This is a genomic window from Mesorhizobium sp. DCY119 (genome assembly GCF_003590645.1).
Lineage (GTDB): Bacteria > Pseudomonadota > Alphaproteobacteria > Rhizobiales > Rhizobiaceae > Mesorhizobium_M.
This window is the reverse complement of sequence record NZ_CP031834.1, coordinates 3,527,567-3,550,391: the sequence shown is the minus strand read 5'-3', so window position 1 is coordinate 3,550,391 and position 22,825 is coordinate 3,527,567. Positions and strand designations below refer to the sequence as shown.

22 protein-coding genes and 1 tRNA gene are annotated in these 22,825 nt (G+C 60.1%); 14 read left to right on the top strand and 9 right to left on the bottom strand.

Annotation, left to right across the window (positions count from 1 at the left end; genetic code table 11):
- Window positions 1–52: 52 nt before the first annotated feature.
- The 4 genes from DZG07_RS17290 to DZG07_RS17275 all read right to left on the bottom strand — a co-directional run bounded on the left by DZG07_RS17290 (window position 53) and on the right by DZG07_RS17275 (window position 3,233).
- The gene (locus tag DZG07_RS17290) at window positions 53–370 is read right to left on the bottom strand and encodes a hypothetical protein (RefSeq protein WP_119819010.1); all 318 of its coding nucleotides are present in this window, start codon (window positions 368–370) and stop codon (window positions 53–55) included.
- Between the two features lie 337 nt (window positions 371–707).
- The gene (locus tag DZG07_RS17285) at window positions 708–1,673 is read right to left on the bottom strand and encodes a site-specific integrase (protein WP_091913968.1); all 966 of its coding nucleotides are present in this window, start codon (window positions 1,671–1,673) and stop codon (window positions 708–710) included.
- Window positions 1,674–1,948: 275 nt separating this feature from the next.
- Window positions 1,949–3,028, bottom strand: coding sequence for a porin (locus DZG07_RS17280; protein WP_091913970.1), 1,080 nt, complete (start codon window positions 3,026–3,028; stop codon window positions 1,949–1,951).
- Window positions 3,029–3,142: 114 nt separating this feature from the next.
- Window positions 3,143–3,233, bottom strand: a tRNA-Ser gene (locus tag DZG07_RS17275).
- Window positions 3,234–3,700: 467 nt separating this feature from the next.
- Here DZG07_RS17275 and DZG07_RS17270 point away from each other — a divergent pair.
- On the top strand, window positions 3,701–4,801 hold the full coding sequence (locus DZG07_RS17270; protein WP_119819007.1) for a porin: 1,101 nt from the start codon (window positions 3,701–3,703) through the stop codon (window positions 4,799–4,801).
- A gap of 396 nt (window positions 4,802–5,197) precedes the next feature.
- Window positions 5,198–6,301 carry a porin gene (locus DZG07_RS17265; protein ID WP_091913973.1) on the top strand — a complete coding sequence of 368 codons (1,104 nt, stop codon included), beginning with the start codon at window positions 5,198–5,200 and terminating at the stop codon, window positions 6,299–6,301.
- A 101-nt stretch (window positions 6,302–6,402) separates the two neighbouring features.
- On the opposite strand, the gene DZG07_RS17260 is transcribed toward DZG07_RS17265, so the two are convergent.
- Together DZG07_RS17260 and DZG07_RS17255 are read right to left on the bottom strand one after the other, a co-directional pair.
- Window positions 6,403–7,293 carry an alpha/beta hydrolase gene (locus DZG07_RS17260; protein ID WP_119819004.1) on the bottom strand — a complete coding sequence of 297 codons (891 nt, stop codon included), beginning with the start codon at window positions 7,291–7,293 and terminating at the stop codon, window positions 6,403–6,405.
- 113 nt (window positions 7,294–7,406) lie between these two features.
- A complete protein-coding gene (locus tag DZG07_RS17255) occupies window positions 7,407–9,440 on the bottom strand; it encodes a lytic transglycosylase domain-containing protein (RefSeq protein WP_119819001.1) in 2,034 nt (677 codons plus the stop codon).
- 245 nt (window positions 9,441–9,685) lie between these two features.
- Between DZG07_RS17255 and dapA the strand changes: the two genes are divergently transcribed.
- Together dapA and smpB are read left to right on the top strand one after the other, a co-directional pair.
- Window positions 9,686–10,567, top strand: coding sequence for a 4-hydroxy-tetrahydrodipicolinate synthase (gene dapA, locus DZG07_RS17250; protein ID WP_091913980.1), 882 nt, complete (start codon window positions 9,686–9,688; stop codon window positions 10,565–10,567).
- A 338-nt stretch (window positions 10,568–10,905) separates the two neighbouring features.
- Complete coding sequence (gene smpB / locus DZG07_RS17245) at window positions 10,906–11,382, top strand: SsrA-binding protein SmpB (RefSeq protein WP_091913982.1); 477 nt, start codon at window positions 10,906–10,908, stop codon at window positions 11,380–11,382.
- 78 nt (window positions 11,383–11,460) lie between these two features.
- Here smpB and DZG07_RS17240 read toward each other — a convergent pair whose 3' ends face one another.
- Both DZG07_RS17240 and DZG07_RS17235 read right to left on the bottom strand, forming a co-directional pair.
- Window positions 11,461–12,114: a uracil-DNA glycosylase gene (locus DZG07_RS17240; RefSeq protein ID WP_162931643.1), complete on the bottom strand. Its 654-nt coding sequence runs from the start codon at window positions 12,112–12,114 to the stop codon at window positions 11,461–11,463.
- A complete protein-coding gene (locus tag DZG07_RS17235; RefSeq protein WP_119818996.1) occupies window positions 12,114–12,701 on the bottom strand; it encodes an NYN domain-containing protein in 588 nt (195 codons plus the stop codon). The genes DZG07_RS17240 and DZG07_RS17235 overlap by 1 nt, the downstream gene beginning before the upstream one ends.
- Window positions 12,702–13,018: 317 nt before the next feature.
- Between DZG07_RS17235 and rpoZ the strand changes: the two genes are divergently transcribed.
- The 8 genes from rpoZ to recO all read left to right on the top strand — a co-directional run bounded on the left by rpoZ (window position 13,019) and on the right by recO (window position 20,033).
- A complete protein-coding gene (gene rpoZ, locus DZG07_RS17230; protein WP_091913988.1) occupies window positions 13,019–13,420 on the top strand; it encodes a DNA-directed RNA polymerase subunit omega in 402 nt (133 codons plus the stop codon).
- A 110-nt stretch (window positions 13,421–13,530) separates the two neighbouring features.
- Complete coding sequence (locus tag DZG07_RS17225; protein ID WP_119818994.1) at window positions 13,531–15,756, top strand: bifunctional (p)ppGpp synthetase/guanosine-3',5'-bis(diphosphate) 3'-pyrophosphohydrolase; 2,226 nt, start codon at window positions 13,531–13,533, stop codon at window positions 15,754–15,756.
- Window positions 15,757–15,778: 22 nt separating this feature from the next.
- Window positions 15,779–16,357: an orotate phosphoribosyltransferase gene (pyrE, locus tag DZG07_RS17220; protein ID WP_119818991.1), complete on the top strand. Its 579-nt coding sequence runs from the start codon at window positions 15,779–15,781 to the stop codon at window positions 16,355–16,357.
- A 13-nt stretch (window positions 16,358–16,370) separates the two neighbouring features.
- Entirely contained in the window at window positions 16,371–16,772 is a 402-nt protein-coding gene (gene acpS / locus DZG07_RS17215; RefSeq protein WP_119818988.1) for a holo-ACP synthase, read from the top strand.
- Between the two features lie 102 nt (window positions 16,773–16,874).
- Window positions 16,875–17,624 carry a signal peptidase I gene (gene lepB / locus DZG07_RS17210; RefSeq protein ID WP_119818985.1) on the top strand — a complete coding sequence of 250 codons (750 nt, stop codon included), beginning with the start codon at window positions 16,875–16,877 and terminating at the stop codon, window positions 17,622–17,624.
- 1 nt (window position 17,625) lies between these two features.
- Window positions 17,626–18,348, top strand: a complete 723-nt coding sequence (gene rnc, locus DZG07_RS17205) for a ribonuclease III (RefSeq protein WP_119818982.1) — start codon at window positions 17,626–17,628, stop codon at window positions 18,346–18,348.
- Window positions 18,345–19,253, top strand: a complete 909-nt coding sequence (era, locus tag DZG07_RS17200; protein ID WP_119818979.1) for a GTPase Era — start codon at window positions 18,345–18,347, stop codon at window positions 19,251–19,253. Before rnc ends, era begins: the two co-directional genes overlap by 4 nt.
- Before the next feature lie 18 nt (window positions 19,254–19,271).
- Entirely contained in the window at window positions 19,272–20,033 is a 762-nt protein-coding gene (gene recO, locus DZG07_RS17195; protein WP_119818976.1) for a DNA repair protein RecO, read from the top strand.
- A 2-nt stretch (window positions 20,034–20,035) separates the two neighbouring features.
- Here recO and DZG07_RS17190 read toward each other — a convergent pair whose 3' ends face one another.
- The gene (locus DZG07_RS17190; protein WP_119821839.1) at window positions 20,036–21,277 is read right to left on the bottom strand and encodes an MFS transporter; all 1,242 of its coding nucleotides are present in this window, start codon (window positions 21,275–21,277) and stop codon (window positions 20,036–20,038) included.
- Window positions 21,278–21,503: 226 nt separating this feature from the next.
- Here DZG07_RS17190 and DZG07_RS17185 point away from each other — a divergent pair, with 226 nt between their 5' ends.
- Both DZG07_RS17185 and DZG07_RS17180 read left to right on the top strand, forming a co-directional pair.
- Window positions 21,504–22,022 (top strand): sigma-70 family RNA polymerase sigma factor, encoded by a 519-nt coding sequence (locus tag DZG07_RS17185; RefSeq protein WP_119818973.1) that lies wholly within the window; start codon window positions 21,504–21,506, stop codon window positions 22,020–22,022.
- Window positions 22,019–22,804 (top strand): anti-sigma factor, encoded by a 786-nt coding sequence (locus DZG07_RS17180; RefSeq protein ID WP_119818971.1) that lies wholly within the window; start codon window positions 22,019–22,021, stop codon window positions 22,802–22,804. The genes DZG07_RS17185 and DZG07_RS17180 overlap by 4 nt, the downstream gene beginning before the upstream one ends.
- Window positions 22,805–22,825: the final 21 nt, after the last annotated feature.

Here is a 22,825-nt window from a genome sequence, read left to right as displayed (position 1 = left end):
CCAAATGCCCGCCGTAAATGATCGAAACTGTCAAATCGCATGGTTGGATTTGCTACATGCCTTTGATCTTGCCGCAGAACTCGGCGAACTTCGTGCTGTCGGTCTTACCGCACTCGTCCTTCATCATTTTCTGATTGTCCGCCGACATTGCGGCCCAAGCGGCCTTGATCTCGTCGTCCGAGCGCATGGTCGTCATGGCGTCGTCGCTATAGAACGACTTCATCATCGTTGGATCTTCCAGCGGCTTCATCTTGTCTGCAGCTGCCGGATCGCTGGCTGCCGGGGCAGCCGTCGTTGAAGTTTGAGCGTATGCAGCGCCGGAAGCCAGCATGAGTGTCATGGCTGCAGTCGCAAGAAACTTGAGTTTCATGGCGTATTCCTTCCCTGATTGCCTGTATTTCGATCGACTTGAAGCGATCAATTAGGCAACGGTGGAAAGGGTGAGAGGTTCCAGAAATATATCTGGAATTGGTATGCTATTCTAAAAATAGTCCGATTGCGTGATATAGTTTAATTTTTTCTAATATATATTGGGAGTCTAATCAGAAATAGTCAGAATTTAACGGAAATGACGTGCGAGCCCGAACGGGCGCGGCTAAACACGCTCCCTCTGCGGCGAGTGGCACGCGGACAGTGGCACGCAATGGCGATATGCCGCCTGACAACGACCAACGCTTCGACTTGCCAGACGTTGCAGGCAGATTGTCCTATTTTCCTGCGGCCTTGGCCTTGTTGCGCGGACGAAGGCGATCACGGTCGAGTACGACCACGCAGGAATCCAGATCGTTCGTTGCAAGATGTGCATAGCGCATTGTCATCTGCAGGGTCTGATGTCCGAGCCACATCTGCACGCGGCGGATATCGATGCCGCCCTGCACGAGGCGCGACGCGCATGTGTGGCGCAGGATATGCGGCACGACCTGGGTGTCGCTTCCGAGGCCGACTTCCGCTTTCGCATCATTCCATATGGCGCGGTAGCGAACGCCGGTCAGCATCGAGAACGGACCTTTAAGGCCTTCGGCGCTGACATTGACCGACTCCTCGGCGCGTATGGTCATGGGGATGGTGCGGCTGCGTCCGGACTTGGTGATCCAGAAGCTCACGCGGTGTTCTTGGATGTCGTTCCAGATCAGACCGAGGGCCTCGCCAAGGCGGCAGCCGCTGTCGACCAGGAACAGGCTGAGCCGGTAGCTGTCTTCGCAGCGCGCCTTAATGGCGCCGAACAGGCGGTCTTCCTCGTCATGTTCGAGGAAGCGGATGCGGCCAGCCCGCTCTTTCTGCCGCCGAAACTCCGGCAGACTGTGGATATCCCCCATCTGACTCGCCTTTCGCAGCAATTTGCTGAGCGCAGCCATCTTCCTGTTGATGGTTGCGTTGCTGTTGCCACGCTCGCGTAGCTTGCCGACAAGGTCGTCGAGAGTGCTTTGATCGAAGGTGCTGAAGCGCTCCCCGAGCAAAATCTCATTCAACTCGCCTATGAAGAAGGTAACGTTGTATTTGTGGTTTCCGTCTTCCCACAGAATGTTTTTGTATTTTTCAAAAAGCTCGGCGAGCGAAAAGGTGCTTACGACATTGAATGGATTGGCATTAAAAGTCGGACTCCCTCCATAACTCGTCGAATATGAGACGACATGGCTGGAGAATTCGCTTTTCGCGCTTTCCTGTGTGCTCACTTTTCAGTCCCCAAGTCGATAGTGACCTATGGTCATTATCCCGCCCATATGCTGCTAAACATATTTCGCGGGACGTTGGAAACCCTATTTTCCTGAAACGGATCAAAAGTCCGGAAAATCATACCGGTGAATTTCTCCGATCCTTACGTCAACCCCTTGCGATAGTGCAGTTGTCTCCCTGTCTTCCGGCCGCCCGCCAACGCTTTATTTCCAAGAAAAAACGGCCCGGGACCGAAAGACCCCAGGCCGTGTATTAGGTTTTTAAACCAGTCGCATTAGAAGTTGCGCTGGAAGCGGATCATGCCGCCGAAGCCGTCGCCGAGCTTGTTGCCGTCGTTGTCGTGCCAGGAATTCCAGGCAACTTCCGGCGTGATCTTGAAGCCCGGAACGAGCTCGTAGCCAACGTTGGCAACAAGCGCGACATCCTTATTGTCGGCGTAGGAAGCCTGCAGGTTCAGCGTGGCCTTTTCGTTCAGCTTAGCCGAAGCGCCACCCCAGACAGCCCAGCTGCCGCCCCAAGGCTTGTAGAAGCTGTTGTCGACATTGTCGTCGGTGCCGTAGCCGGCCATCACGAAGAGCGAGATGGTATCGGTTGCGTTGACATCCAAACGAACCTTGCCGGCCCATTCTTCATAGACCGAGTCGTAACCGACGACGCCGGACACGCCGCCCCAGCCCTGCGTGTAAGCAGCGCCGACGACTACGTGCGGAACGTAGGAGTCGATCGTGTAGGCACCGTTGCCCTCTTCAAGAGCCACGCCGGCCGAGAAGCCATTGCTGCCCTTGTAGGTGTAGGCGATCTGGTGGGTGTCATACGGGCCCGACGCAATGATGTCATCCTCGATCACGCCACCGGCATAACCAACCAGCGTGGTGAAGAGCGAATCGGTCTTACCGATGCGGAAGCCGCCGAGTTCGATGTAAGCGTGGTTCATCTTGGCTGCCGTACCACCAGCAGTGGTGAAGCCGCCCGGAGCCGAGGTGTCATAGTCGAAGTTCAGGTGGAAATAGGCGCGCAGAGTGCCGAGTTCGGTTTCCGAACGGGCGTCGAGCTGCAAGGCAGCGCGGGCACGCTTATAATAAGTGTCGTTGAAGCCGTCGCCCAGCTTGTCAACAACGTTGATCAGGCCGCCGTAGCCGCCTTCACCAGCGCGGATGTCGTAACGGACATAGCCGCCGACGCGCAGGCAGGTCTCGGTGCCCGGGATGTAGTAGAAGCCGGCGCCGTAAACGTCGCAGACGCGGACATATTCCATGGGTTCCGGCTCGGCGACGACGACAGCGTCGGCCGCACGGGCACCGGATACTGCAGCGAGGGCTGCAGCGGAGCCGAGAAGCAGGCTCTTGATGTTCATTTTCTGACCTCCAGTCAGAATCACGTCTGGAGGTCGAAAAAGAGCGCTCACGCCAAAGCTTGAATCTTCTAACGGACTGAAAGAATTGGGAAATATGAGATTGGCGCTGGGCGCTGGCGGAGAGGAAGGGATTCGAACCCTCGAGAAGCTTTTGACCTCTACTCCCTTAGCAGGGGAGCGCCTTCGACCACTCGGCCACCTCTCCGTTGGGTCGCTGGATAAAGAAAAGGACGCGCGCACGCAATAAGGAGAGACGCTGTTTGATGAAATAAACGCCGGCAATCGGAAAACGACCCTGCCTTTATATCGGCAAGGGGCGGACGATCGGCTTCGGCATGCCTGTCGCGACGTTTCGCGAATCGTGAGGCATCAGCTGCAGGACGATTCCCACGTTTCCCTTGGTTCCCTTGGTTCCAGGGAGTTGAGAAGTTAATGAGTTCTTTCCGCGGGGTATCAAATCGTGTCATTTGTGCCACAGCGTTACGGGATCACACGCTAGGAGCTGCTGCAGGCATACGATCGTGGTTGAACGGCTGCGCACGGTGGGTAATGTCAGATTCGAGGAAGGGGCGAACATTCGTGTCTTTTTCAGTATTGGGGATGGGGCAGGGAAGCTGTCCTTCAGCAAATAAAACCCAGACCCGTTTTTTAACTTTGACTGGAGGTCAGAAAATGAACATCAAGAGCCTGCTTTTCGGCTCCGCTGCAGCCCTCGCTGCAGTATCCGGTGCCCGTGCGGCCGACGCTGTCGTCGTCGCCGAGCCGGAACCCATGGAATATGTCCGCGTCTGCGACGTTTACGGCGCCGGCTTCTACTACATCCCGGGCACCGAGACCTGCCTGCGCGTCGGCGGCTATGTCCGTTACGACATCGGCGTGGGTGACGGCGGCTACGGCGGCCTGAACGACGTAAACGACAAGCTCGATGCGCTGAACGGCGAGACGAACTTCAACGACACCTACTACAAGCGTGCTCGCGCTGCCCTGCAGCTCGACGCCCGTTCGGAAACCGAACTCGGCACTCTGCGCGCCTACATGCACCTCAACTTCGATTGGGATAGCTTCATCGACGCCAACAACGACAGCAACGCTGGCGGCACCACGGCGAAGATCAACCACGCCTACATCGAACTCGGTGGTTTCCGCATCGGCAAGACCGATTCGTACTTCACCACGATGACCAACTATGCCGGCGGCGTGATCGAAGACGATCTGAACGGCGGTTACGGTCCCTTCGACACTCACCAGATTTCGTACACCTACACCGGTGGTAACGGCTTCTCGGCTGGCGTGGCTCTCGAAGAAGGCACGGGCGACTACACGATCGACTCCTACGTTCCGCACGTAGTCGTCGGCGCTGCTTACACGCAGGGCTGGGGCGGCGTGTCCGGCGTCGTCGGTTACGACTCGGTCTATGAAGAATGGGCTGGCAAGGTTCGTTTGGATGTCAACGCAACCGATACCATCTCGCTCTTCGTGATGGCCGGCTACGGCACCGACGACAATGTCACCCGCAGCTTCTACAAGACCTGGGGCGGTAGCTGGGCTGTCTGGGGCGGTGGTACCGTCAAGCTGAACGAGAAGGCTGCTTTCAACCTGCAGGCTTCCTATGCTGACAACAAGGACGTGGCTGTTATCGCCAACGTCGCTTACGAGCTCGTTCCTGGCCTGAAGATCACGCCGGAAGTTGCCTGGAATTCCGTCCACGACGACGACGGCAACAAGATCACCGACGGTTTCGGTGGCTTCCTGCGCTTCCAGCGCAACTTCTAATCGGCTCTAACGCTGATTTGAGGAAAACCCGGCGGGCAATCGCCGGGTTTTCTTTTTGCGGAGCATCTTAGGCCATTGCGGACCTCGAATCGCCGGCTGCTTCCAGCAAATGGTGGCCAGATGTTCGTGCTGTGATGAAATTCTGGGCATATGCCTGCATGCCGGGCTTTATCTGTTAACGGAAGATGAATCTCATCCCCGATTTTGTGTCTTTTCCATCACAGCAGCGAATCTCAATTCGCCTTCGCCAGCTAAAATCTCAAGTCACAGTTGAATGCCGCCCGAAGTTGCGCGAAAGCTGACTGCAACAGGCGTCTTATTCCTGTCGGCTCCGTTCGGGCGGGCTCCCAACGAAACCCGGACTGGACTTAACGATTTTTGATTGGAGAGCGGAAAATGAACATTAAGGGCCTTCTTCTCGGTTCCGCTGCGGCCCTCGCAGCAGTCTCTGGCGCCCGTGCGGCCGACGCTGTCGTCGTCGCCGAACCCGAGCCGATGGAATATGTTCGTGTTTGCGACGTTTACGGCGCTGGCTTCTACTACATCCCGGGCACCGAGACCTGCCTGCGCGTCGGCGGCTATGTCCGTTACGACATCGGCGTTGGTGACGGCGGCTACGGCGGCCTGAATGACGTCAATGATAAGCTCGATGCGCTGAACGGCGAGACGAACTTCAACGACACCTACTACAAGCGTGCTCGCGCCGCCTTGGAACTGGACGCCCGTTCGGAAACGGAACTCGGCACCCTGCGCGCCTACTTCCAGATCAATTTCAACTGGGACAACGGCATCGACGCTAACAATGACTCGGTCGCCGGCGGCACCGACGTTGAAATGGAGCACGCCTATATTGAGCTTGGCGGCTTCCGCATCGGCAAGACCGACTCGCTGTTCTCGACCTTCACCAATTACGGTGCGGACGTGATCGAAGACGATCTGAACGGCGGTTATGGTCCTTTCGACACGCATCAGATCGTCTACACCTACACCGGCACCAACGGCTTCTCGGCGGCGGTCGGCCTCGAAGAAGGCGCGGACGTGTACACGATCGACTCCTACGTTCCGCACGTGGTTGTCGGTGCTGGCTACACGCAAGGTTGGGGCGGCATCACCGGCGTCGTCGGCTACGACTCGGTCTATGAAGAATGGGCCGGCAAGGTTCGCCTAGATGTCAACGCGACCGACACCATCTCGCTCTTCATCATGGCTGGCTACGGCACCGACGACAATGTCACCCGCAGCTTCTACAAGACCTGGGGCGGCAACTGGGGTGTCTGGGGCGGTGGTACCGTCAAGCTGAATGAGAAGGCTGCCTTCAACCTGCAGGCGCAGTATGCCGACAACAAGGATGTGGCGATTGTCGCCAACGTCGCTTACGAGCTCGTTCCGGGCTTCAAGATCACGCCGGAAGTGGCCTGGAATTCCTGGCACGACGACGTCACCAAGGAAAAGCTTGGCGATGGCTTCGGTGGCTTCCTGCGCTTCCAGCGCAACTTCTAATCGGCTTCAAAGCTGAATGTGAAAAACCCGGCGAGCGATCGCCGGGTTTTTTATTGATTGAAAAATATATCGAAATAACAGTCGTTTACGTAGCCGATAGACTATGTGCCGTGATCGGCCTTTTCCAAAAACGTAGCGATCTGTCTGGGCAGTTTGCCCGTCTCAAGCAGCGGCGCGTGGCCCTGGCCTTCGACGGTGATCGTTTTGATCGCGGGATGACGCGCGGCCATTTCCTTGAGCGTCTCTGCCGATAGAAGTTTTGAGTTCTCGCCGCGAATGGCGAGCATCGGCACCCCTTTCAAACCCTCGAATTGCGGCCACAGAACCGGAAGCGGCACGCTGAGATCCATGCTTGTGACGGTTTTCAGCAACGCCGGATCGAAATCCGCCACCGGCGCGGCAGCGTTGGTGCGATAGAGCGCACCGACAAAGCGCTCCCAATCCGCGTCAGTTAGTGCCGAGAAGGCCTGGCCATGCGTCGTGCGCTGGATGGCAATCGCATCAGCGATGCTTTTCGGCTTTGGTGCGCGTTCGAGATAGGCGCGTATATGAGCAAGGCCGGCACCTTCAAGGACCGGGCCGATATCGTTGAGAACGACCGCTTTCAGAATTGTCGGGCGCATCGCTCCCAGAACATGGATAATCAACCCGCCGCGCGAGGTGCCGATAAAGGCGCCGTGTTCTATATCGAGTGCAGCAAGTCCGGCGAGGATGTCGCCTGCTTCGACGGCGACGTTGTAGTTCTGCCAGTCCTTGTCATAAGCCGACTCACCGCGACCACGGTAATCGAATGCTACAACTTTACGTCGTGTTTTTGCCCTGCGTGAAAGAAACAGTGCCAGTTCGTGGAAATCCCGGGTATTGCGGGTCAGACCCGGAAGGCAGATCACCGGTGTCGATCCGGTGATGTCTTCCCCATAGATGCGGGCATGTAGCCGAAGCCCGTCCGGTGCAGAATAGAAGAAGTCTGAAAAGCCGAGAGAAGAACTCAATTGGCACCTGTCCAAAACACGCCGTGAATGTGAGGCGCCTGCAGGATTACCCGCCGCGAAGCGTGATGCAAGCCGTTAGCGGCGGGTATGAATCTCAACCTGGACTTGCAGGATCAGCCGCGTCCGTTCACCAGATCCGCGACGATGTCGAATTTGCCTGACAGGCGCATCTTGTAGACCTGATAGTTTTCCATGACGCGCTGCACATAGCTGCGTGTCTCGGAGAAGGGGATGCGCTCGATCCAGTCCACGACAGTGTCCACATCCTTGCCGCGTGGATCACCGTATCGGGTAATCCAATCCTGAGCGCGACGCGGCCCGGCATTGTAGCCGGCGAAGGTCAGCACATAGGAGCCGTTGAAGCGGCCGAGCTGTTCACCGAGGAATGCCGCGCCCAACGCGGCGTTATAGCCGGCGTCCGTGGTCAGACGCGCCTGCGAATAGGGCAGGCCGCTCTTTTTCGCCAGATCCTTGGCAGTGCCGGGCATCAATTGCAGCAGGCCGAGCGCGCCTACTCTTGAAACCGCTGCAACATTGAACTCGCTTTCCTGTCTGGCGATGGCGTAGGCAAGCGCCTTGCCCGAGCCGGAAATATTGGCGTTGGCCGGTATCACACCGATCGGATGCGACAGAGCCCCGATTTCGATGCCGCGTGCGGCGGCGATCTTTCCGACCCTCAACGCGAGGAAATGGTTGTCGCGCTTTTCCGCCATGACCGCGAGCAGGGCCAGTTCGCCCGGGCTTGTCAGTTGTCCGGCCAGATCGCGGTAGAGCGTGTCGGCAAGGCTTGCATAGCCTGCGTCTTCCAGCCGCTTGATGGCATTGACGGCTTCGCGCTGGGCAAAATCGCGCCGGTCGGCGGCAGTCGGCGAGGGGTAGGCGACATTTATCACCCCGCGGCCGATGCGCTCGGCGGCAAGCTGGCCGTAGAAGGTGGTGCCATAGCCAGCCGCGCGTTCGAAATAGGCTTTCGAGTTTCCTGGTCCGCCGGCTTCGGCCGCGCGGCCGAGCCAGTAATAGGCGCGCGACTTCGAAATTGATCCCTCGGCGAGGTCGGCGATGCGTGCAAAATGCTTTTCGGCGGTTTTTGCATCGTTCAGGCCGCGCAGGGCATACCAACCGGCATGAAATTCGGCATCGGCGGCATTGGTGGGGCTTTCCGCAGCATGTGCGGCGACGATGCGATAGGCGGTCTTCATGTCGCCCTTGTCGACAAGTTCGCGCGACAGAGACCGCCGCTCTATCCACCAGGAGTCCGGATCGACGAGCGAAGCCTTGTCCGTTGGTGCCTTGAGCATCACGGCGGCGGCTTGCGTGAAGTTTTCGCTGCGCCGTAGATACCGCGCCTGCGCAAACATGTAGCCGGCGGACCGTTGTACCGCAGGCACTGCGTCGAGCAGCTTTTGCGCGCCCTTGTCGCCCTTGATCACTGCGCTCCAGGCATCTGCCAATGCTTGCGCGCCGGCAAGGCCCGCCACGCGCTTGGCCGAATTGACGCGCTCAGCGTAGAGCATGCGCTCCATGCGGAAACGATGATCCGCCGCCGGGATGAGGCTGCCGAATTCATTGATAATCGAGACTTCGTCCTTGGCTTCGAGCTTCTCGACGCGCCAGAAAGGCGACAGGACGGAACGCGCCGCATCGCGGTTTCCCAGCGCTACATAGGCCCGCGACAGAAGAGTGACGCCCTCGACGGTTTGCGGCTGCGAGCCGCCAAAGGCGCGCACCACCGTCTGCGGGGCAGGATTCTCGCGGAAAAGCGCTTTTTCGCTGTTTCGGCGCAGTGCGGCCATGCCGGGCCAGCCGGGCAGCGCCTGTGCGGCTGCAGCAATGTCGCCGCTCGGCACGAGATCGCCGCCGCGAAGCGCGATGGCCCAGGCGAGGATGTGCCGATCGAGCGAATTTTCTGAAAGACTGTCGCGCACGGCGCGCGCGCGGCCTACCTCCTGCGCAGAAAGTGCATCAAGCCCGCTCTTCAGATTGCCGATGCTGCCGATCGCGGTCGATCCGGCGTCTACGAAGTCGCCGGGCCGTGCTGGAATGGCCGAAGTGGTCTGCGCGTCGACGCTCGCGCCGATCGCGAGAGCGGGCGTCAATGCGAAAATCGCGCCGATCAGCGCGAAACGGTGTTGCCTGTTGCCTGGCATGCTCTTTTCTATTCCCTGTCCATACAGGATACAAATGGGGTCGGGTTACAAAAAGCCTAGTCGTCGGTGGTGAAGGGCGGGTTAACGAAAGGTTATCGCAGCTCCTTGTTTTGTCCGCTTTCTGCTTTGCTCGATCCTTGCCGCAAGCTGATGTCAAGACTATGGTGCCCGGCCTTGCTTTCGGTTAGAAAGCCGGCGTCAATCACACTATTGCGGAACCGGGTGGTTCCAGGGAGTAGAACGAAATGCTGAGAGGCTCGCTTACCGCGCTCGTTACACCGTTCGAAAAGAGCGGGCGTTTCGACGAGAAAGCCTTTCGCGCATTCGTCGAATGGCAGATAGCCGAAGGCACGACAGGCCTTGTTCCTGTCGGCACGACAGGCGAGTCGCCAACGCTTTCCCACGAAGAGCATCGCCTTGTCGTGAAGGCCTGCGTCGAGGTCGCAAAGGGCAGGGTGCCCGTGGTTGCAGGCGCCGGTTCCAACAACACGGCTGAGGCAGTCGGACTGGTCGAGCACGCCGAAAAGGTCGGCGCGGATGCCGTTCTGGTTGTCACGCCCTATTACAACAGGCCGACGCAGCGCGGTCTTTATGCGCATTTCGCGGCGGTTGCCCAGTCCACCAGCCTGCCGATCATCATCTACAACATCCCGCCGCGCTCGGTGATCGACATGACGCCGGAGACGATGGGACGGCTGGCGCACGACTTCAAGAACATCGTCGGCGTCAAGGATGCCACCGGCAAGGTCGAGCGGGTTTCCGAACAGCGCATCACCTGCGGCAAGGATTTCATCCAGCTTTCGGGCGAGGATGCTTCCGCCCTCGGCTTCAACGCGCATGGCGGTGTCGGCGCGATTTCGGTGACGTCGAATGTTGCGCCGCGGCTTTGCGCCGAATTCCAGGAGGCGACGCTCAATGGCGACAAGGAGCGGGCGATCGAGTTGCAGGACCGTCTGATGCCGCTGCACAAGGCGATCTTCATCGAACCCGGCGTCTCCGGCGCGAAATACGCCCTGTCTCGGTTGGGCAAGATGGAAAACGTTCTGCGTTCGCCGCTGGTGACCGTTGAAGACGCCACCGCTGAAAAGATCGAAGCCGCCATGAAGCACGCCGGATTGCTCAACTAGAGCATGATCCCGAAAAGTTGCAGACTTTTCGGAAAAGATCACGCTTCAAGAACAAAAGTTTAGAGCGAGATGGAGATTCAAGTGAAAGTCATCTCGCTCTAAATCATTAGAGCTCTTGCGGAATTCGGCTCGCAGGGCCATTTGAGGGGCCTTGTGGTGCGTCCTTCGAGGCTCGCTTCGCTCGCACCTCAGGATGAGGGAGGCTGCACACTTAAAGCCAAGTTCCGAAATGCCTGTATGATGGAAACTTGGACTAAGAAATGCGCCTACTTCCCTCATCCTGAGGTGCGAGCGGAGCGAGCCTCGAAGGACGCACCAATCCGTGTCAATGTGATGCCATGAACCAGAAGAAATCCGATCCCAACAACAAGATCGCCGCGGAAAACCGCAAGGCGCGGTTTTCCTATGAGGTCCTTGACACAGTCGAGGCCGGCATCGTGCTGACTGGAACCGAGGTCAAATCGCTGCGGCAGGGGCATGCCAATATCCAGGAATCCTATGCCTCGGTGGAGGGTGGCGAGTTCTGGCTGATCAATTCCTATCTGCCGGAATATCTGCAGGGCAACCGGTTCAACCACGAGCCGCGCCGTCGCCGCAAACTGCTGCTCAACAAGCGCGAGATGGCGCGCATGAGCCAGAGCGTCGACCGCGAAGGCATGACCATGGTGCCGTTGAAGATCTACTTCAACGACCAGGGCCGCGCCAAGCTTTTGCTGGCGATCGCCCGCGGCAAGAAACTGCACGATAAGCGCGAGACCGAAAAACAGCGCGACTGGAACCGAGAGAAAGGCCGTCTGCTCAAAGAGCGGGGGTGAGAGGTCTCGCTGGCGGAAGAAAAGCCACTGATTTGGCTTTTCGAATGAATAAGTATCAGAGCCATAGATAACTTGAATCTACTTGCTTAGAAACTCCGCTACATCACTGAAAACACTCACGAACATCTCGGTCGTCAACCGCCCGGTGTTGGTGTTGTAACGCGAGCAGTGATAGCTGGAAAACACCGTCACATCACCGATTTCCTGACGCCCGCCATGCCGGAACGGGTGCCCGGCGACACGTCCGCCAAGCGCGCGCACGGTGGACTGATGGGCGATGGTGCCCAAGGTCAACACTGCCTCAAGATTCTTGAATCGCTTGAGCGTCGGTACCAGAAATGTGCGGCAGGTGTTGATCTCTGCGCCGACCGGTTTGTTTTCGGGCGGCACGCATCGAACCGCGTTGGTGATCGCAGTGGAGATCAGTTCGAGGCTGTCATCGGGCCGTGCCTCGAAACGACCTCGGGCGAGTCCGAAACGGATCAGCGTCTCGTAGAGCAGGTCGCCGGCGTAGTCGCCGGTGAAGGGGCGGCCGGTGCGGTTTGCGCCGCGCAGGCCGGGCGCCAGCCCGACGATCAGGAAGCGCACGGCGTCTTCGCCCTCGGGCGGCAGGAAGGTCGGCACCGGCGCGTTGAACCAGCCCGGCTCGCGCTGGCGCCACAGCGCAATGAAATCATGAAGGCGCGGACAGAGCGAGCAGTCGCGCGACGGTTCGACAGCTGTTGTCTGCATCAATAATCGTCGTCGTCAGTGTCGGTTTCGGCGGGCTCCGGACGGCGGACCGGTCTTTCGGACGGGTCACGGCCAATCTCGTTCTTCAGCGTCATCAGGTCGATGAAATGGTCGGCCTGGCGGCGCAGATCGTCGGAGATCATCGGCGGCTGCGACGCCATGGTGGAGACCACGCTGACTTTTCGTCCACGCCGCTGCAGCGCTTCCACGAGCGTGCGGAAATCGCCGTCGCCGGAGAAGATCACATAGTGGTCGACGACATCGGAAAGCTCCAGCGCATCGACGGTCAGTTCGATATCCATGTTGCCCTTGATCTTGCGGCGGCCGGTCGAGTCGGTGAACTCCTTGGCCGGCTTGGTCACGACCTTGAAGCCGTTATAGTCGAGCCAGTCGATCAGCGGGCGGATCGAGGAATATTCCTGATCCTCCACCAGCGCGGTGTAATAGTAGGCGCGCAGCAGATAGCCGCGTTTCTGGAAACTCGAAAGCAGCTTGCGATAGTCGATATCGAAGCCAAGCGAGCGTGATGTCGCGTAAAGATTGGCGCCGTCTATGAAGAGCGCAATTTTTTCACGGGGATCAAACATGTGAAATATCCTTTGGAAAAATAGGCAATCTCATAAAATACGCGGATGATGCCCGCTGGGTTGCGTTGGAAAATCACTTCACAAGCCATTGCACGAGAAAATATCGCTCGACTGCGGCCATTCCAAGGGGCTGGGACGGTATCGCAAGAAAATGTGATATTATCTTTCGGACAAAAGAATGGTGGACAGTGCGTGCTATCGCGGTCTTACTGGTTCGGCTACTCTCTCGGCACAGGCTTCGCCCTTGTATTTCGTGGGCTTTCGGGTTAATGAGCGCGCCTGTTTTCCATCACATCCACGTATGAAAGGGGCAATCCATGGCCCGCGTAACCGTTGAAGACTGCATTGATAAGGTCGACAACCGCTTCGAACTGGTGCTTCTGGCCGGCCATCGCGCCCGTCAGATATCGCAGGGTGCGGCGATCACCGTCAATCGCGACAACGACAAGAACCCGGTCGTGGCGCTGCGCGAAATCGCCGACGAGACGCTGTCGCCCGACGACCTGAAGGAAGATCTGATCCACTCGCTGCAGAAGCATGTCGAAGTCGACGAGCCGGAATCGGACGGTCAGGAACTGATCGACCAGGCCGACGCCACCGTGGCCACCGCCGAGGAAGATCGCGAAGAAGACAACGTCACTTTCGACCGCATGACCGAGGAAGACCTCCTTGCCGGCATCGAAGGTCTCGTCGCCCCGGAAAAAAGCGACGATTACTGACCCTTAGACACACTGTCGGCACTTTCGCGCCGGACGTTTCGTGGCTATCTATCATGCGCCGTATCGACCGATGCGGCGCATGATTTTTATTGATTTGTGAGATTTGGCCCATGATGCGTCAATATGAGCTTGTCGAGCGCGTTCAGCGCTACAAGCCCGACGTGAACGAGGCTCTTCTCAACAAGGCATATGTCTACGCCATGCAGAAGCATGGTCATCAGAAGCGGGCTTCCGGCGATCCTTATTTCTCGCATCCGCTCGAAGTTGCCGCGATCCTCACCGACATGCATATGGACGAGGCGACCATCGCGGTTGCGCTCCTGCATGACACGATCGAGGACACGACCGCCACCCGCCAGGAAATCGACGAACTCTTCGGCCCCGACCTCGGTAAGCTTGTCGAGGGCCTGACCAAGCTCAAGAAGCTCGATCTCGTTTCGAAAAAGGCCGAGCAGGCAGAGAATCTGCGCAAGCTGCTGCTGGCGATCTCGGAGGATGTTCGGGTCCTTCTCGTCAAGCTCGCCGACCGGCTGCACAATATGCGCACGCTGGATCACATGCGCGACGACAAGCGCCTGCGCATCGCCGAAGAGACGATGGAAATCTATGCGCCGCTGGCCGGCCGCATGGGCATGCAGGGCATGCGCGAAGAGCTTGAGGAGCTGGCGTTCCGCTACATCAACCCGGAAGCCTATCGCACTGTGACGGCGCGCCTGGCCGACATTTCCGAGCGCAATCGCGGCGTTATCGTCGAGATCGAGAATTCGCTGTCGGGGCTTTTCGAGAAATATGCCCTGAACGCGACCGTCAAGAGCCGCCAGAAGAAGCCATGGTCGGTCTTCCGCAAGATGGAAGCCAAGGCGCTTTCCTTTGAGCAGCTTTCCGACATTTTCGGTTTCCGCGTCGTCGTGGAGAGCGTCGAGGATTGCTATCGCGCGCTCGGCGCGATTCACACGACCTGGTCGATGGTTCCGGGCCGTTTCAAGGATTACATCTCGACGCCGAAGCAGAACGACTACCGCTCGATCCACACCACGATCGTCGGTCCGTCGCGCCAGCGCATCGAATTGCAGATTCGCACGCGCGAGATGAACAAGATTGCCGAATATGGCGTGGCCGTTCACGCGCTCTACAAGGACACCGGCGGCAAGGTGAACGCCAGCCACACCATCTCCAAGGAAACCAACGCTTACGCCTGGCTGCGGCGCACCATCGAGCAATTGTCCGAGGGCGACAATCCCGAGGACTTCCTGGAAAACACCAAACTGGAGCTGTTCCAGGACCAGGTGTTCTGCTTCACACCCAAGGGTATGCTGATCGCGCTGCCGCGCGGTGCGACACCTATCGATTTCGCCTACGCCGTCCACACGGATGTCGGCGACACCTGCGTCGGCGCCAAGGTCAATGGCCGCATCATGCCGCTGATGACCGAGTTGAAGAATGGCGACGAGGTCGAGATCATCCGCTCCAAGGCACAGGTGCCGCCGGCGGCGTGGGAATCGGTCGTCGTCACCGGCAAGGCGCGCGCCGCCATCCGACGGGCGACCAAGAATGCCATTCGCAAGCAGTATTCGGGCCTCGGCGTCCGCATTCTCGAGCGCGCCTTCGAGCGCTCGGGAAAGACCTTTTCCAGGGACAGCCTGAAGCCGGTGCTGCACCGGCTGGCCCGCAAGGACATCGAGGATGTACTGTCCTCCGTCGGTCGCGGCGAGCTGTCGTCGACGGATGTGATGAAGGCCGTCTACCCCGATTTCAAGGAAGAGCGCGTCACGCTGCCGCCCAAGCCGCGCGAGGAGGGCTGGTCGAAAATCCGCAACGCCGCCGGCATGCTCTTTCAGATTCCGGGCCGTGCCTCGCGCAAGGACAGGCAGGCCGCCAAGGAAAGCGGCGCTGTTCCCATCCGCGGCGTACGCGGCGATCTGCCGGTGCGTTTTGCGCCCGAAGGCGCAGTGCCCGGCGATCGCATCATCGGCATCGTCCAGCCGGGATCTGGCATCACCATCTATCCGATCCAGTCGCCGTCGCTGACCGCCTTTGACGACCAGCCCGAGCGCTGGATCGACGTGCGCTGGGATATCGATGAGGCGACGAAGGAACGCTTTCCGGCCCGCATCTCGGTCGTGGCCATCAACGCGCCGGGGTCGCTTGCCGAGATCGCACAGGTGATTGCCGAAAACGACGCCAACATCCATACGCTTTCCATGGTGCGGACTGCGCCCGATTTCACCGAGATGCTGATCGACCTCGAAGTCTGGGACCTCAAGCACCTCAACCGGCTGATCTCTCAGCTCAAGGAAAACTCGAGCGTCAGCGATGCGCGGCGCGTTAATGGCTGATTATTCTAAAGACGGGAACGGGATGAACACGAACCAGGTACTGGACATTTTTCGCGAAGCCGGCGCGGTGCTGGAAGGCCACTTCATCTTGACTTCCGGCCTGCGCAGTCCGGTTTTCCTGCAGAAGGCCCGGGTCTTCATGCATGCCGACAAGACCGAGCGGCTGTGCAGGGCTCTGGCGGAAAAAATCCGCTCCGAGGTTCCGGGCAAGATCGATTATGTCGTCGGCCCGGCGATCGGCGGTATCATTCCGGCCTACGAAACGTCGCGGCATCTCGGCGTGCCGGCGGTCTGGGTCGAGCGTGAGAATGGCGTGTTCAAGCTGCGCCGTTTCGAACTGGAGAAGGGTGCGCGCGTCGTCATCGTGGAAGACATCGTCACCACCGGCCTGTCGATCCGCGAAACCATCGACTGCCTGCGCGCGCTGGGCGCCGAGGTTGTCGCCGCCGCGTGCATCGTCGATCGTTCGGCGGGCAAGACCGATGTCGGCGTGCCGCTGGTAGCACTCGCCGAATATGAGGTTCCGGCCTATCCGGTCGACCAGCTTCCGCCCGAACTGGCTGCCATTCCGGCGACGAAGCCTGGAAGCCGGAACATTTGAGGACAGTCGTTCGATGATCATCGGCATCGGCAGTGACCTGATCGACATCCGGCGCATCGAAAAGTCGCTGGAGCGCTATGGCGAGCGCTTCACGGCCCGCATCTTCACTGAAGTCGAGCAGGAAAAGTCCGATCGCCGCAAGCAGCGGGCTGCCTCCTACGCCAAGCGCTTCGCCGCCAAGGAAGCCTGTTCCAAGGCGCTGGGCACCGGCCTTTCGCACGGCGTCTTCTGGCGCGACATGGGTGTGGTCAATCTTCCGGGTGGCAAGCCGACCATGCATCTGACCGGCGGAGCCGCTGCAAGACTGGCCAAGATGCTGCCGCAGGGCCATCGCGCGACGATCCACCTGACGATCACCGATGATTTTCCGCTCGCGCAAGCGTTTGTGATCATAGAAGCCTTGCCTGCCGAATAACCGCCATTTTCATGGCGCTCGTGGCGTTTTTTCGATCAGGGCAAAGATTGCCCCGCGCGCGTCGAGCCCTTATACCAACCCGACGCAGAAACTGAGGACGACATGAGCGTGGCTGATAAATCCGAGAAGAAATCCGGCGGGCTTGGCGAGACCGTCAGCGTCATCGTTCAGGCGCTGCTGCTTGCGCTGGTCATCCGCACGTTTCTGTTTCAGCCTTTTTCGATTCCCTCGGGCTCGATGCGGCCGACGCTTCTGGAGGGCGACTATCTGTTCGTGACCAAATGGTCCTACGGCTTCTCACGCTATTCGCTGCCATTCGGACCGGACCTGTTTTCGGGCCGCATCTGGGGCAGCGATCCGGCGCGCGGCGATGTTGTGGTCTTCAAGTTCCCGCCGAACCCGTCATTGGATTACATCAAGCGCGTGATCGGCCTGCCGGGTGACAAGGTCCAGATGAAGGACGGCCAGCTCTTCATCAACGGCACGGCCGTGCCGCGCGAGAAGGTCGGCGAGATCAACAATCCGGACATCACCGAGGTCAACCGCCCGGTCGACGTCTACCGCGAGACGCTGCCGAACGGCGTTTCCTACGACACGCTCGACCTGACGCCGAACTCCATCGGCGACAACACCCGCGAATTCGTCGTGCCGGAAGGGCACTTCTTCATGATGGGCGACAACCGCGACAACTCGACCGACAGCCGCTTCAACGTCGGCTACGTGCCGTCCGAGAACCTCGTCGGCAAGGCCAACATTATCTTCTTCTCGATCGCCGATGGCGCAAGCCCGCTCGAAATCTGGAAGTGGCCGTCCGAGATGCGCGCCTCGCGCCTGTTCAACTTCGTTCGTTAGGATGGCGTTCAAACGGCTGACCGGAAAAGACATTGCCGAGGCGTTGAAGCAACGCACCGGCCATGTGTTCCGCGACCATGAGCGGCTTCAGCGCGCGCTGACGCACGCAAGCGCGCGCGGTGCCAAGGCCGGAACGGACTATGAGCGCTTCGAGTTTCTCGGCGACCGCGTGCTTGGCCTGATCATCGCCGACATGCTGTTTCACGCCTTTCCGAACGCTGCCGAAGGTGAACTCTCCGTCCGGCTCAACGCGCTGGTCAATGCCGAGGCGTTGGCCGAAATCGCCGACGAGATCGGCCTGCCGGACCTGATCCGCGCCGGCAGCGAGGTCAAGACGCTCGCCGGCCGCAAGCGCGTGAACATCCGTGCCGACGCGCTGGAATCGCTGATCGCAGCCCTTTATCTCGACGGCGGCATGGAAGCGGCCAAGCGCTTCGTCCTGCGCTATTGGGAGCCGCGCTCCAAGGTTACCGGTGCGGCCCGCCGCGACCCGAAGACCGAATTGCAGGAATGGGCACATCAGGCGGCAAGTGCTACACCTGCCTATCAGATTGAAAGCCGCGAAGGCCCCGACCACGATCCGCTCTTCACGGTGAGCGTGCGTGTCGGGGAGTTCGAGCCGGCGACTGCTACAGGCCGCTCCAAGCGCGAGGCCGAGCAGGCCGCCGCCGCGGCAATCCTCCAGCGCGAAGGCGTCTGGGGCCAGGAAGGAAACGAAAAGTGAGCGAAGACGCCCCCGCAACCCATTCCGGCTTCGTCGCCCTGATCGGCGCTCCCAACGCCGGCAAGTCGACGCTGGTCAACCAGCTCGTCGGCGCCAAAGTGTCGATCGTCACCCACAAGGTGCAGACGACGCGCGCCATCGTGCGCGGCATCGCTACACACAACAATGCGCAGATCGTCTTCATCGACACGCCCGGCATCTTCAAGCCGCGCCGCCGGCTCGACAAGGCCATGGTCACGACTGCTTGGGGCGGAGCCAAGGACGCTGACATGGTGATGGTGCTGATCGACGCCGAGCGCGGCATCAAGGGCGATGCCGATGCGATGCTGACCAATCTGGAAGGCGTGCGCCAGCCGAAAATCCTCATCTTGAACAAGCTCGACCGGGTCAAGCCGGAAAGCCTGCTGGCGCTTGCCGCCACCTGCAATGAGCGGGTCAAGTTCGAGCGCACCTTCATGGTCTCGGCGCTGACCGGGGCAGGGTGCCAGGCGATCCTCGATCATCTCGCCGAAGCCTTGCCGGTCGGCCCGTGGTACTATCCGGAAGACCAGATCTCGGACCTGCCGATGCGCCAGCTCGCAGCCGAGATCACCCGCGAAAAGCTCTATCTGCGGCTGCATCAGGAACTGCCCTATTCGTCCCATGTCGAGACGGAAAAGTGGGAAGAAAAGCCCGACGGCTCGGTTCGCATCGAGCAGGTCATCTATGTCGAGCGCGACAGCCAGAAGAAGATCGTGCTTGGCCACAAGGGCGAGACGATCCGTTCCATCGGCCAGTCTTCCCGCAAGGATATCGGCGATATCCTCGAACAGAAGGTGCATCTCTTCCTGTTCGTGAAGGTGCGCGAGAACTGGGGCGACGACCCCGAGCGCTACCGCGAAATGGGTCTTGAATTCCCGCACTGAGCGGCCGAAGCTCCAGCCATGGAATGGCGCGACGAGGGCATAATCCTTGGAACCCGCAAGCATGGCGAAACCAGCGTCATACTTGAGGTGATGACGCGCGCCCATGGCCGCCATCTCGGCATGGTGCGCGGCGGGCGCTCGCGCAAGGCCCAGCCGCTGCTTCAGGCAGGCAACCGCGTCGATCTCATCTGGCGCGCGCGGCTCGACGAGCATCTCGGCATGTTCCAGGCCGAGGCCCTGGAACTCAACGCCGCGCGCCTGTTCGAAAGCGCCTGCGCCGTCTACGGCTTGCAGACGCTGGCAGCCCATCTGCGGCTCTTGCCCGAGCGCGACCCGCATGGCGGGCTCTACGAGATGCTGGGGCTGCTGATCGAGCATCTGGATGACGCCACCGCTGCCGGCGAGCTTGTCGTACGCTTCGAGCTGATGGTGTTGGAGGAGCTGGGTTTCGGCCTCGACCTCACCGAATGCGCCGCGACAGGGCGGCGCGACGATCTTACTTACGTCTCGCCGAAATCAGGGCGTGCCGTGTCGCGCGAGGCCGGCCTGCCGTGGCATGACAAGATGCTGGCGCTGCCGGCGTTTCTTTTGCGCGGTTCCAGCCCGCTGGCGGATATAACGACGATCGAACAGGCCTTCCGCCTGACGGACTTCTTCTTTGCCCGCCATGTCTATGAACCGCGCGGAATACAGGCTCCAGATGCGCGCGCCGGTTTCCTCAATGCGCTGAGGAAACGCAACGCTGCCGCGCAAGGCGTTCCGGGCGATACGGCAGCCTGAGACTACTCGGCCGGAACGAGCGCTGGCCGGTCGATCGGACGCTCCTTGATCGGCCAATGCACCACAGCGGCGAACAGGCCAAGCGCCACGCCCAGCCACCACACCGGATCGTAGGAGCCGAAGTGGTCGTAGAGATAGCCGCCCAGCCAGACGCCGAGGAATGAGCCGATCTGGTGCGATAGGAAGACCACCCCGCCGAGCATGCCAAGATGGCGGGTGCCGAACATGATGGCGACCAGCGAGTTGGTGGGCGGCACCGTCGACAGCCACAACAGCCCCATGACGATGGCGAAAATCACCACGCTGGTCGGCGTCTGCGGCAGCAGAAGGAAGGCGGCGACCGCGATAGAGCGGCCGATATAGATCCAGGCGAGGAAGATCGGCTTGGAGTACTTCTGGCCGATGACGCCGGAGGCCAGCGAGCCGATGATGTTGAAGAAGCCGATCAGGGCCAGCCCGATCACCGCATAGCGCGCATCGATGCCGATATCGGCAATGTAGGCGGGAAAATGCGCGGTGATGAAGGCGACCTGGAAGCCGCAGACGAAGAAGCCTGAAACCAGCAGCACATAGCTGCGATGGCCGAGCGCTTCGCGCAAGGCTGCGCCGACCGACTGGTGATCGATCGCATTGGCGGAATTCGGATTGTGCGAATTGCCGGCCAGCGGGATCGCCAGAACCGGAATGATGAGCATCATCGCGCTCATATAAACCAGCGTATCCGACCAGCCATAGGCAGTGATCAGGCCCTGGCTGAGCGGCGCGAAGAGGAACATGCCGGCCGAGCCGGCGGCAGTGCCGATGCCGAAGACGATGGAGCGCCGCTCCGGCGGTGTGTGGCGCGCGAACGCGGCAAGCACGATGCTGAAGGAACCGGCCGCAACGCCGAGGCCGACCAGTATGCCGCCGCCGATATGCAGCATGCCGACCGAGGTTGCCGTCGCCATCATGTAGAGGCCGGCGGCATAGATGAGGCCGCCCAGCGTCAGCACGCGCCATGTGCCGTAGCGGTCAGCGATCGCGCCGAAGAATGGCAGGCCGAGGCCCCAGAACAGGTTCTGCAATGCCATGGCGAGACCGAAGGTGGTGCGGTCCCAGCCCTTTTCGGCGAGCATAGGCAGCTGGAAGAAGCCCATCGCCGAGCGCGGGCCGAAGGTGAGGGCGGCAATCAGGCAGCCGCATATGATGATCAGCCACGGAACGGTTGCCCGCGCGCTGGTGTTTGCCGTTGCAGCCGTCATCATCGTTCCTCCCGAGTCAGTATCCGTTTTTATCGGATCGACAGGCATCCGCAAAATGAATTGGTCGCATCGAAGGTTCAGCGATGCTGATGGATCGGCGGGAATAAAGGCGCGGTTCCGAGCGTTCTTCTATGACTGAAGCAATTGTACAAACGGTTCGGTTTCGCCTTGTCGGGCTCGCTGAACAGGAGTTCAATCGGACTGGAACGAAGGCAATACCGGCCGCATCATGGATCAAAGAAGGGCAGCGATACTCGCCGAAATACCGCGCCTGCGCCGCTATGCGCGCGCTCTGCTGCGCAACCGCGATTCCGCCGACGATCTTGTCCAGGACTGCCTCGAGCGGGCGCTGGGCAAGCTCGACGGCTGGCGAACCGGCGATAATCCGAGGCGGTGGCTGTTTACGATCATGCATCATCTTTTTGTCGACCAGATGCGAAGGGACAAGCGGCGCGGCGAAGCTGCCATGCTGCCGATCGAGGCAAGCGAGGCGATGGCGGTTCCTGCCCATCAGGCCGAAGGCGTTGCCTCGCATGAGATACTCGACGCGCTTCAGGCAATCAGCCCGGATCGCCGGGCAGCGCTGCTGATGGTCGCGGTCGAGGGCTTTTCCTATGCCGAAGCCGCCAACGTGCTTGGTGTGCCTGCCGGCACGCTGATGTCGCGCATCGCGCGCGGCCGTGAGGAATTGCGCACGATACTGGAGGACGGATCGCGGCGCCGGGCAATAAGGGTCATCGAGAAATGACCGCACGCGATTTCACCGAACGCGATATCCACATGGCACTCGACGGCGAGTTGCCGGCCGAGGAGCGCGCGGCCTACGAGCTTTGGCTGGAAGCCAATCCCGACATGAAGGCACGCAGCCAGCGCTTTGCGACCGATCTTGACGCTTTGCAGAAATCAGTCGGCGGCGTGCTGACGGAGCCGGTTCCGGAACGCTTCGAGCGATTGCTATCAGGCGAAACACCGCAACGCCGCATCGTCTCCCCGCGTTGGCGTATGGCTGCTGCAGCAGCGATTTTCGTGGCCGGTGGGCTAGGCGGCTATCTGCTCGGCGTCACAGGCTGGGGCTCGATCGATGCAGCCGCCAGCCAGTTGGCCGATGGTGCGATAGCCGCGCATACGCTCTATGCGGCCGAGAAACTACATGTCGTCGAGGTTGGCGCCGACCAGAAGGATCATCTTGTCGGCTGGCTGTCCAAGCGCGTCGGCGTCAAGCTGATCGCACCCGACTTGACAGCGCAAGGCTTCGAGCTTGTCGGCGGGCGGCTGCTGCCGGCCGAAAGCAAGGCGGCTGCGCAATTCATGTATCAGGACCACACGGGAAACCGCGTGTCGCTCTATATCATCAGCGACGCCACGACCAAGGAAACCGGCTTCCGGCTGCTGGAGGAGGGCGGCACGCGTTCGCTCTACTGGCTCGATGACGGCTATGGCTGCGCCGTGACCGGCACGCTTCCGCAGGAAGCGCTGATGACGATCGCGAACTCCGCCTACCGTCAGCTTCTGGACGGCATGAAGGGGTGATTCTCCCCATGGCAGGATGAA

Excerpts from the sequence above, each read along its gene's own strand:
- recO (WP_119818976.1), top strand. The coding sequence starts at position 19,272 with ATGGAATGGCGCGACGAGGGCATAATCCTTGGAACCCGCAAGCATGGC.
- DZG07_RS17225 (WP_119818994.1), top strand. The coding sequence starts at position 13,531 with ATGATGCGTCAATATGAGCTTGTCGAGCGCGTTCAGCGCTACAAGCCC.
- lepB (WP_119818985.1), top strand. The coding sequence starts at position 16,875 with ATGAGCGTGGCTGATAAATCCGAGAAGAAATCCGGCGGGCTTGGCGAG.
- DZG07_RS17265 (WP_091913973.1), top strand. The coding sequence starts at position 5,198 with ATGAACATTAAGGGCCTTCTTCTCGGTTCCGCTGCGGCCCTCGCAGCA.
- dapA (WP_091913980.1), top strand. The coding sequence starts at position 9,686 with ATGCTGAGAGGCTCGCTTACCGCGCTCGTTACACCGTTCGAAAAGAGC.
- pyrE (WP_119818991.1), top strand. The coding sequence starts at position 15,779 with ATGAACACGAACCAGGTACTGGACATTTTTCGCGAAGCCGGCGCGGTG.
- DZG07_RS17255 (WP_119819001.1), bottom strand. The coding sequence starts at position 9,440 with ATGCCAGGCAACAGGCAACACCGTTTCGCGCTGATCGGCGCGATTTTC.
- DZG07_RS17190 (WP_119821839.1), bottom strand. The coding sequence starts at position 21,277 with ATGATGACGGCTGCAACGGCAAACACCAGCGCGCGGGCAACCGTTCCG.
- DZG07_RS17240 (WP_162931643.1), bottom strand. The coding sequence starts at position 12,114 with ATGCAGACAACAGCTGTCGAACCGTCGCGCGACTGCTCGCTCTGTCCG.
- DZG07_RS17185 (WP_119818973.1), top strand. The coding sequence starts at position 21,504 with ATGGATCAAAGAAGGGCAGCGATACTCGCCGAAATACCGCGCCTGCGC.
- DZG07_RS17280 (WP_091913970.1), bottom strand. The coding sequence starts at position 3,028 with ATGAACATCAAGAGCCTGCTTCTCGGCTCCGCTGCAGCCCTCGCTGCA.
- rnc (WP_119818982.1), top strand. The coding sequence starts at position 17,626 with ATGGCGTTCAAACGGCTGACCGGAAAAGACATTGCCGAGGCGTTGAAG.
- DZG07_RS17290 (WP_119819010.1), bottom strand. The coding sequence starts at position 370 with ATGAAACTCAAGTTTCTTGCGACTGCAGCCATGACACTCATGCTGGCT.
- DZG07_RS17270 (WP_119819007.1), top strand. The coding sequence starts at position 3,701 with ATGAACATCAAGAGCCTGCTTTTCGGCTCCGCTGCAGCCCTCGCTGCA.
- DZG07_RS17180 (WP_119818971.1), top strand. The coding sequence starts at position 22,019 with ATGACCGCACGCGATTTCACCGAACGCGATATCCACATGGCACTCGAC.
- DZG07_RS17235 (WP_119818996.1), bottom strand. The coding sequence starts at position 12,701 with ATGTTTGATCCCCGTGAAAAAATTGCGCTCTTCATAGACGGCGCCAAT.
- rpoZ (WP_091913988.1), top strand. The coding sequence starts at position 13,019 with ATGGCCCGCGTAACCGTTGAAGACTGCATTGATAAGGTCGACAACCGC.
- acpS (WP_119818988.1), top strand. The coding sequence starts at position 16,371 with ATGATCATCGGCATCGGCAGTGACCTGATCGACATCCGGCGCATCGAA.
- smpB (WP_091913982.1), top strand. The coding sequence starts at position 10,906 with ATGAACCAGAAGAAATCCGATCCCAACAACAAGATCGCCGCGGAAAAC.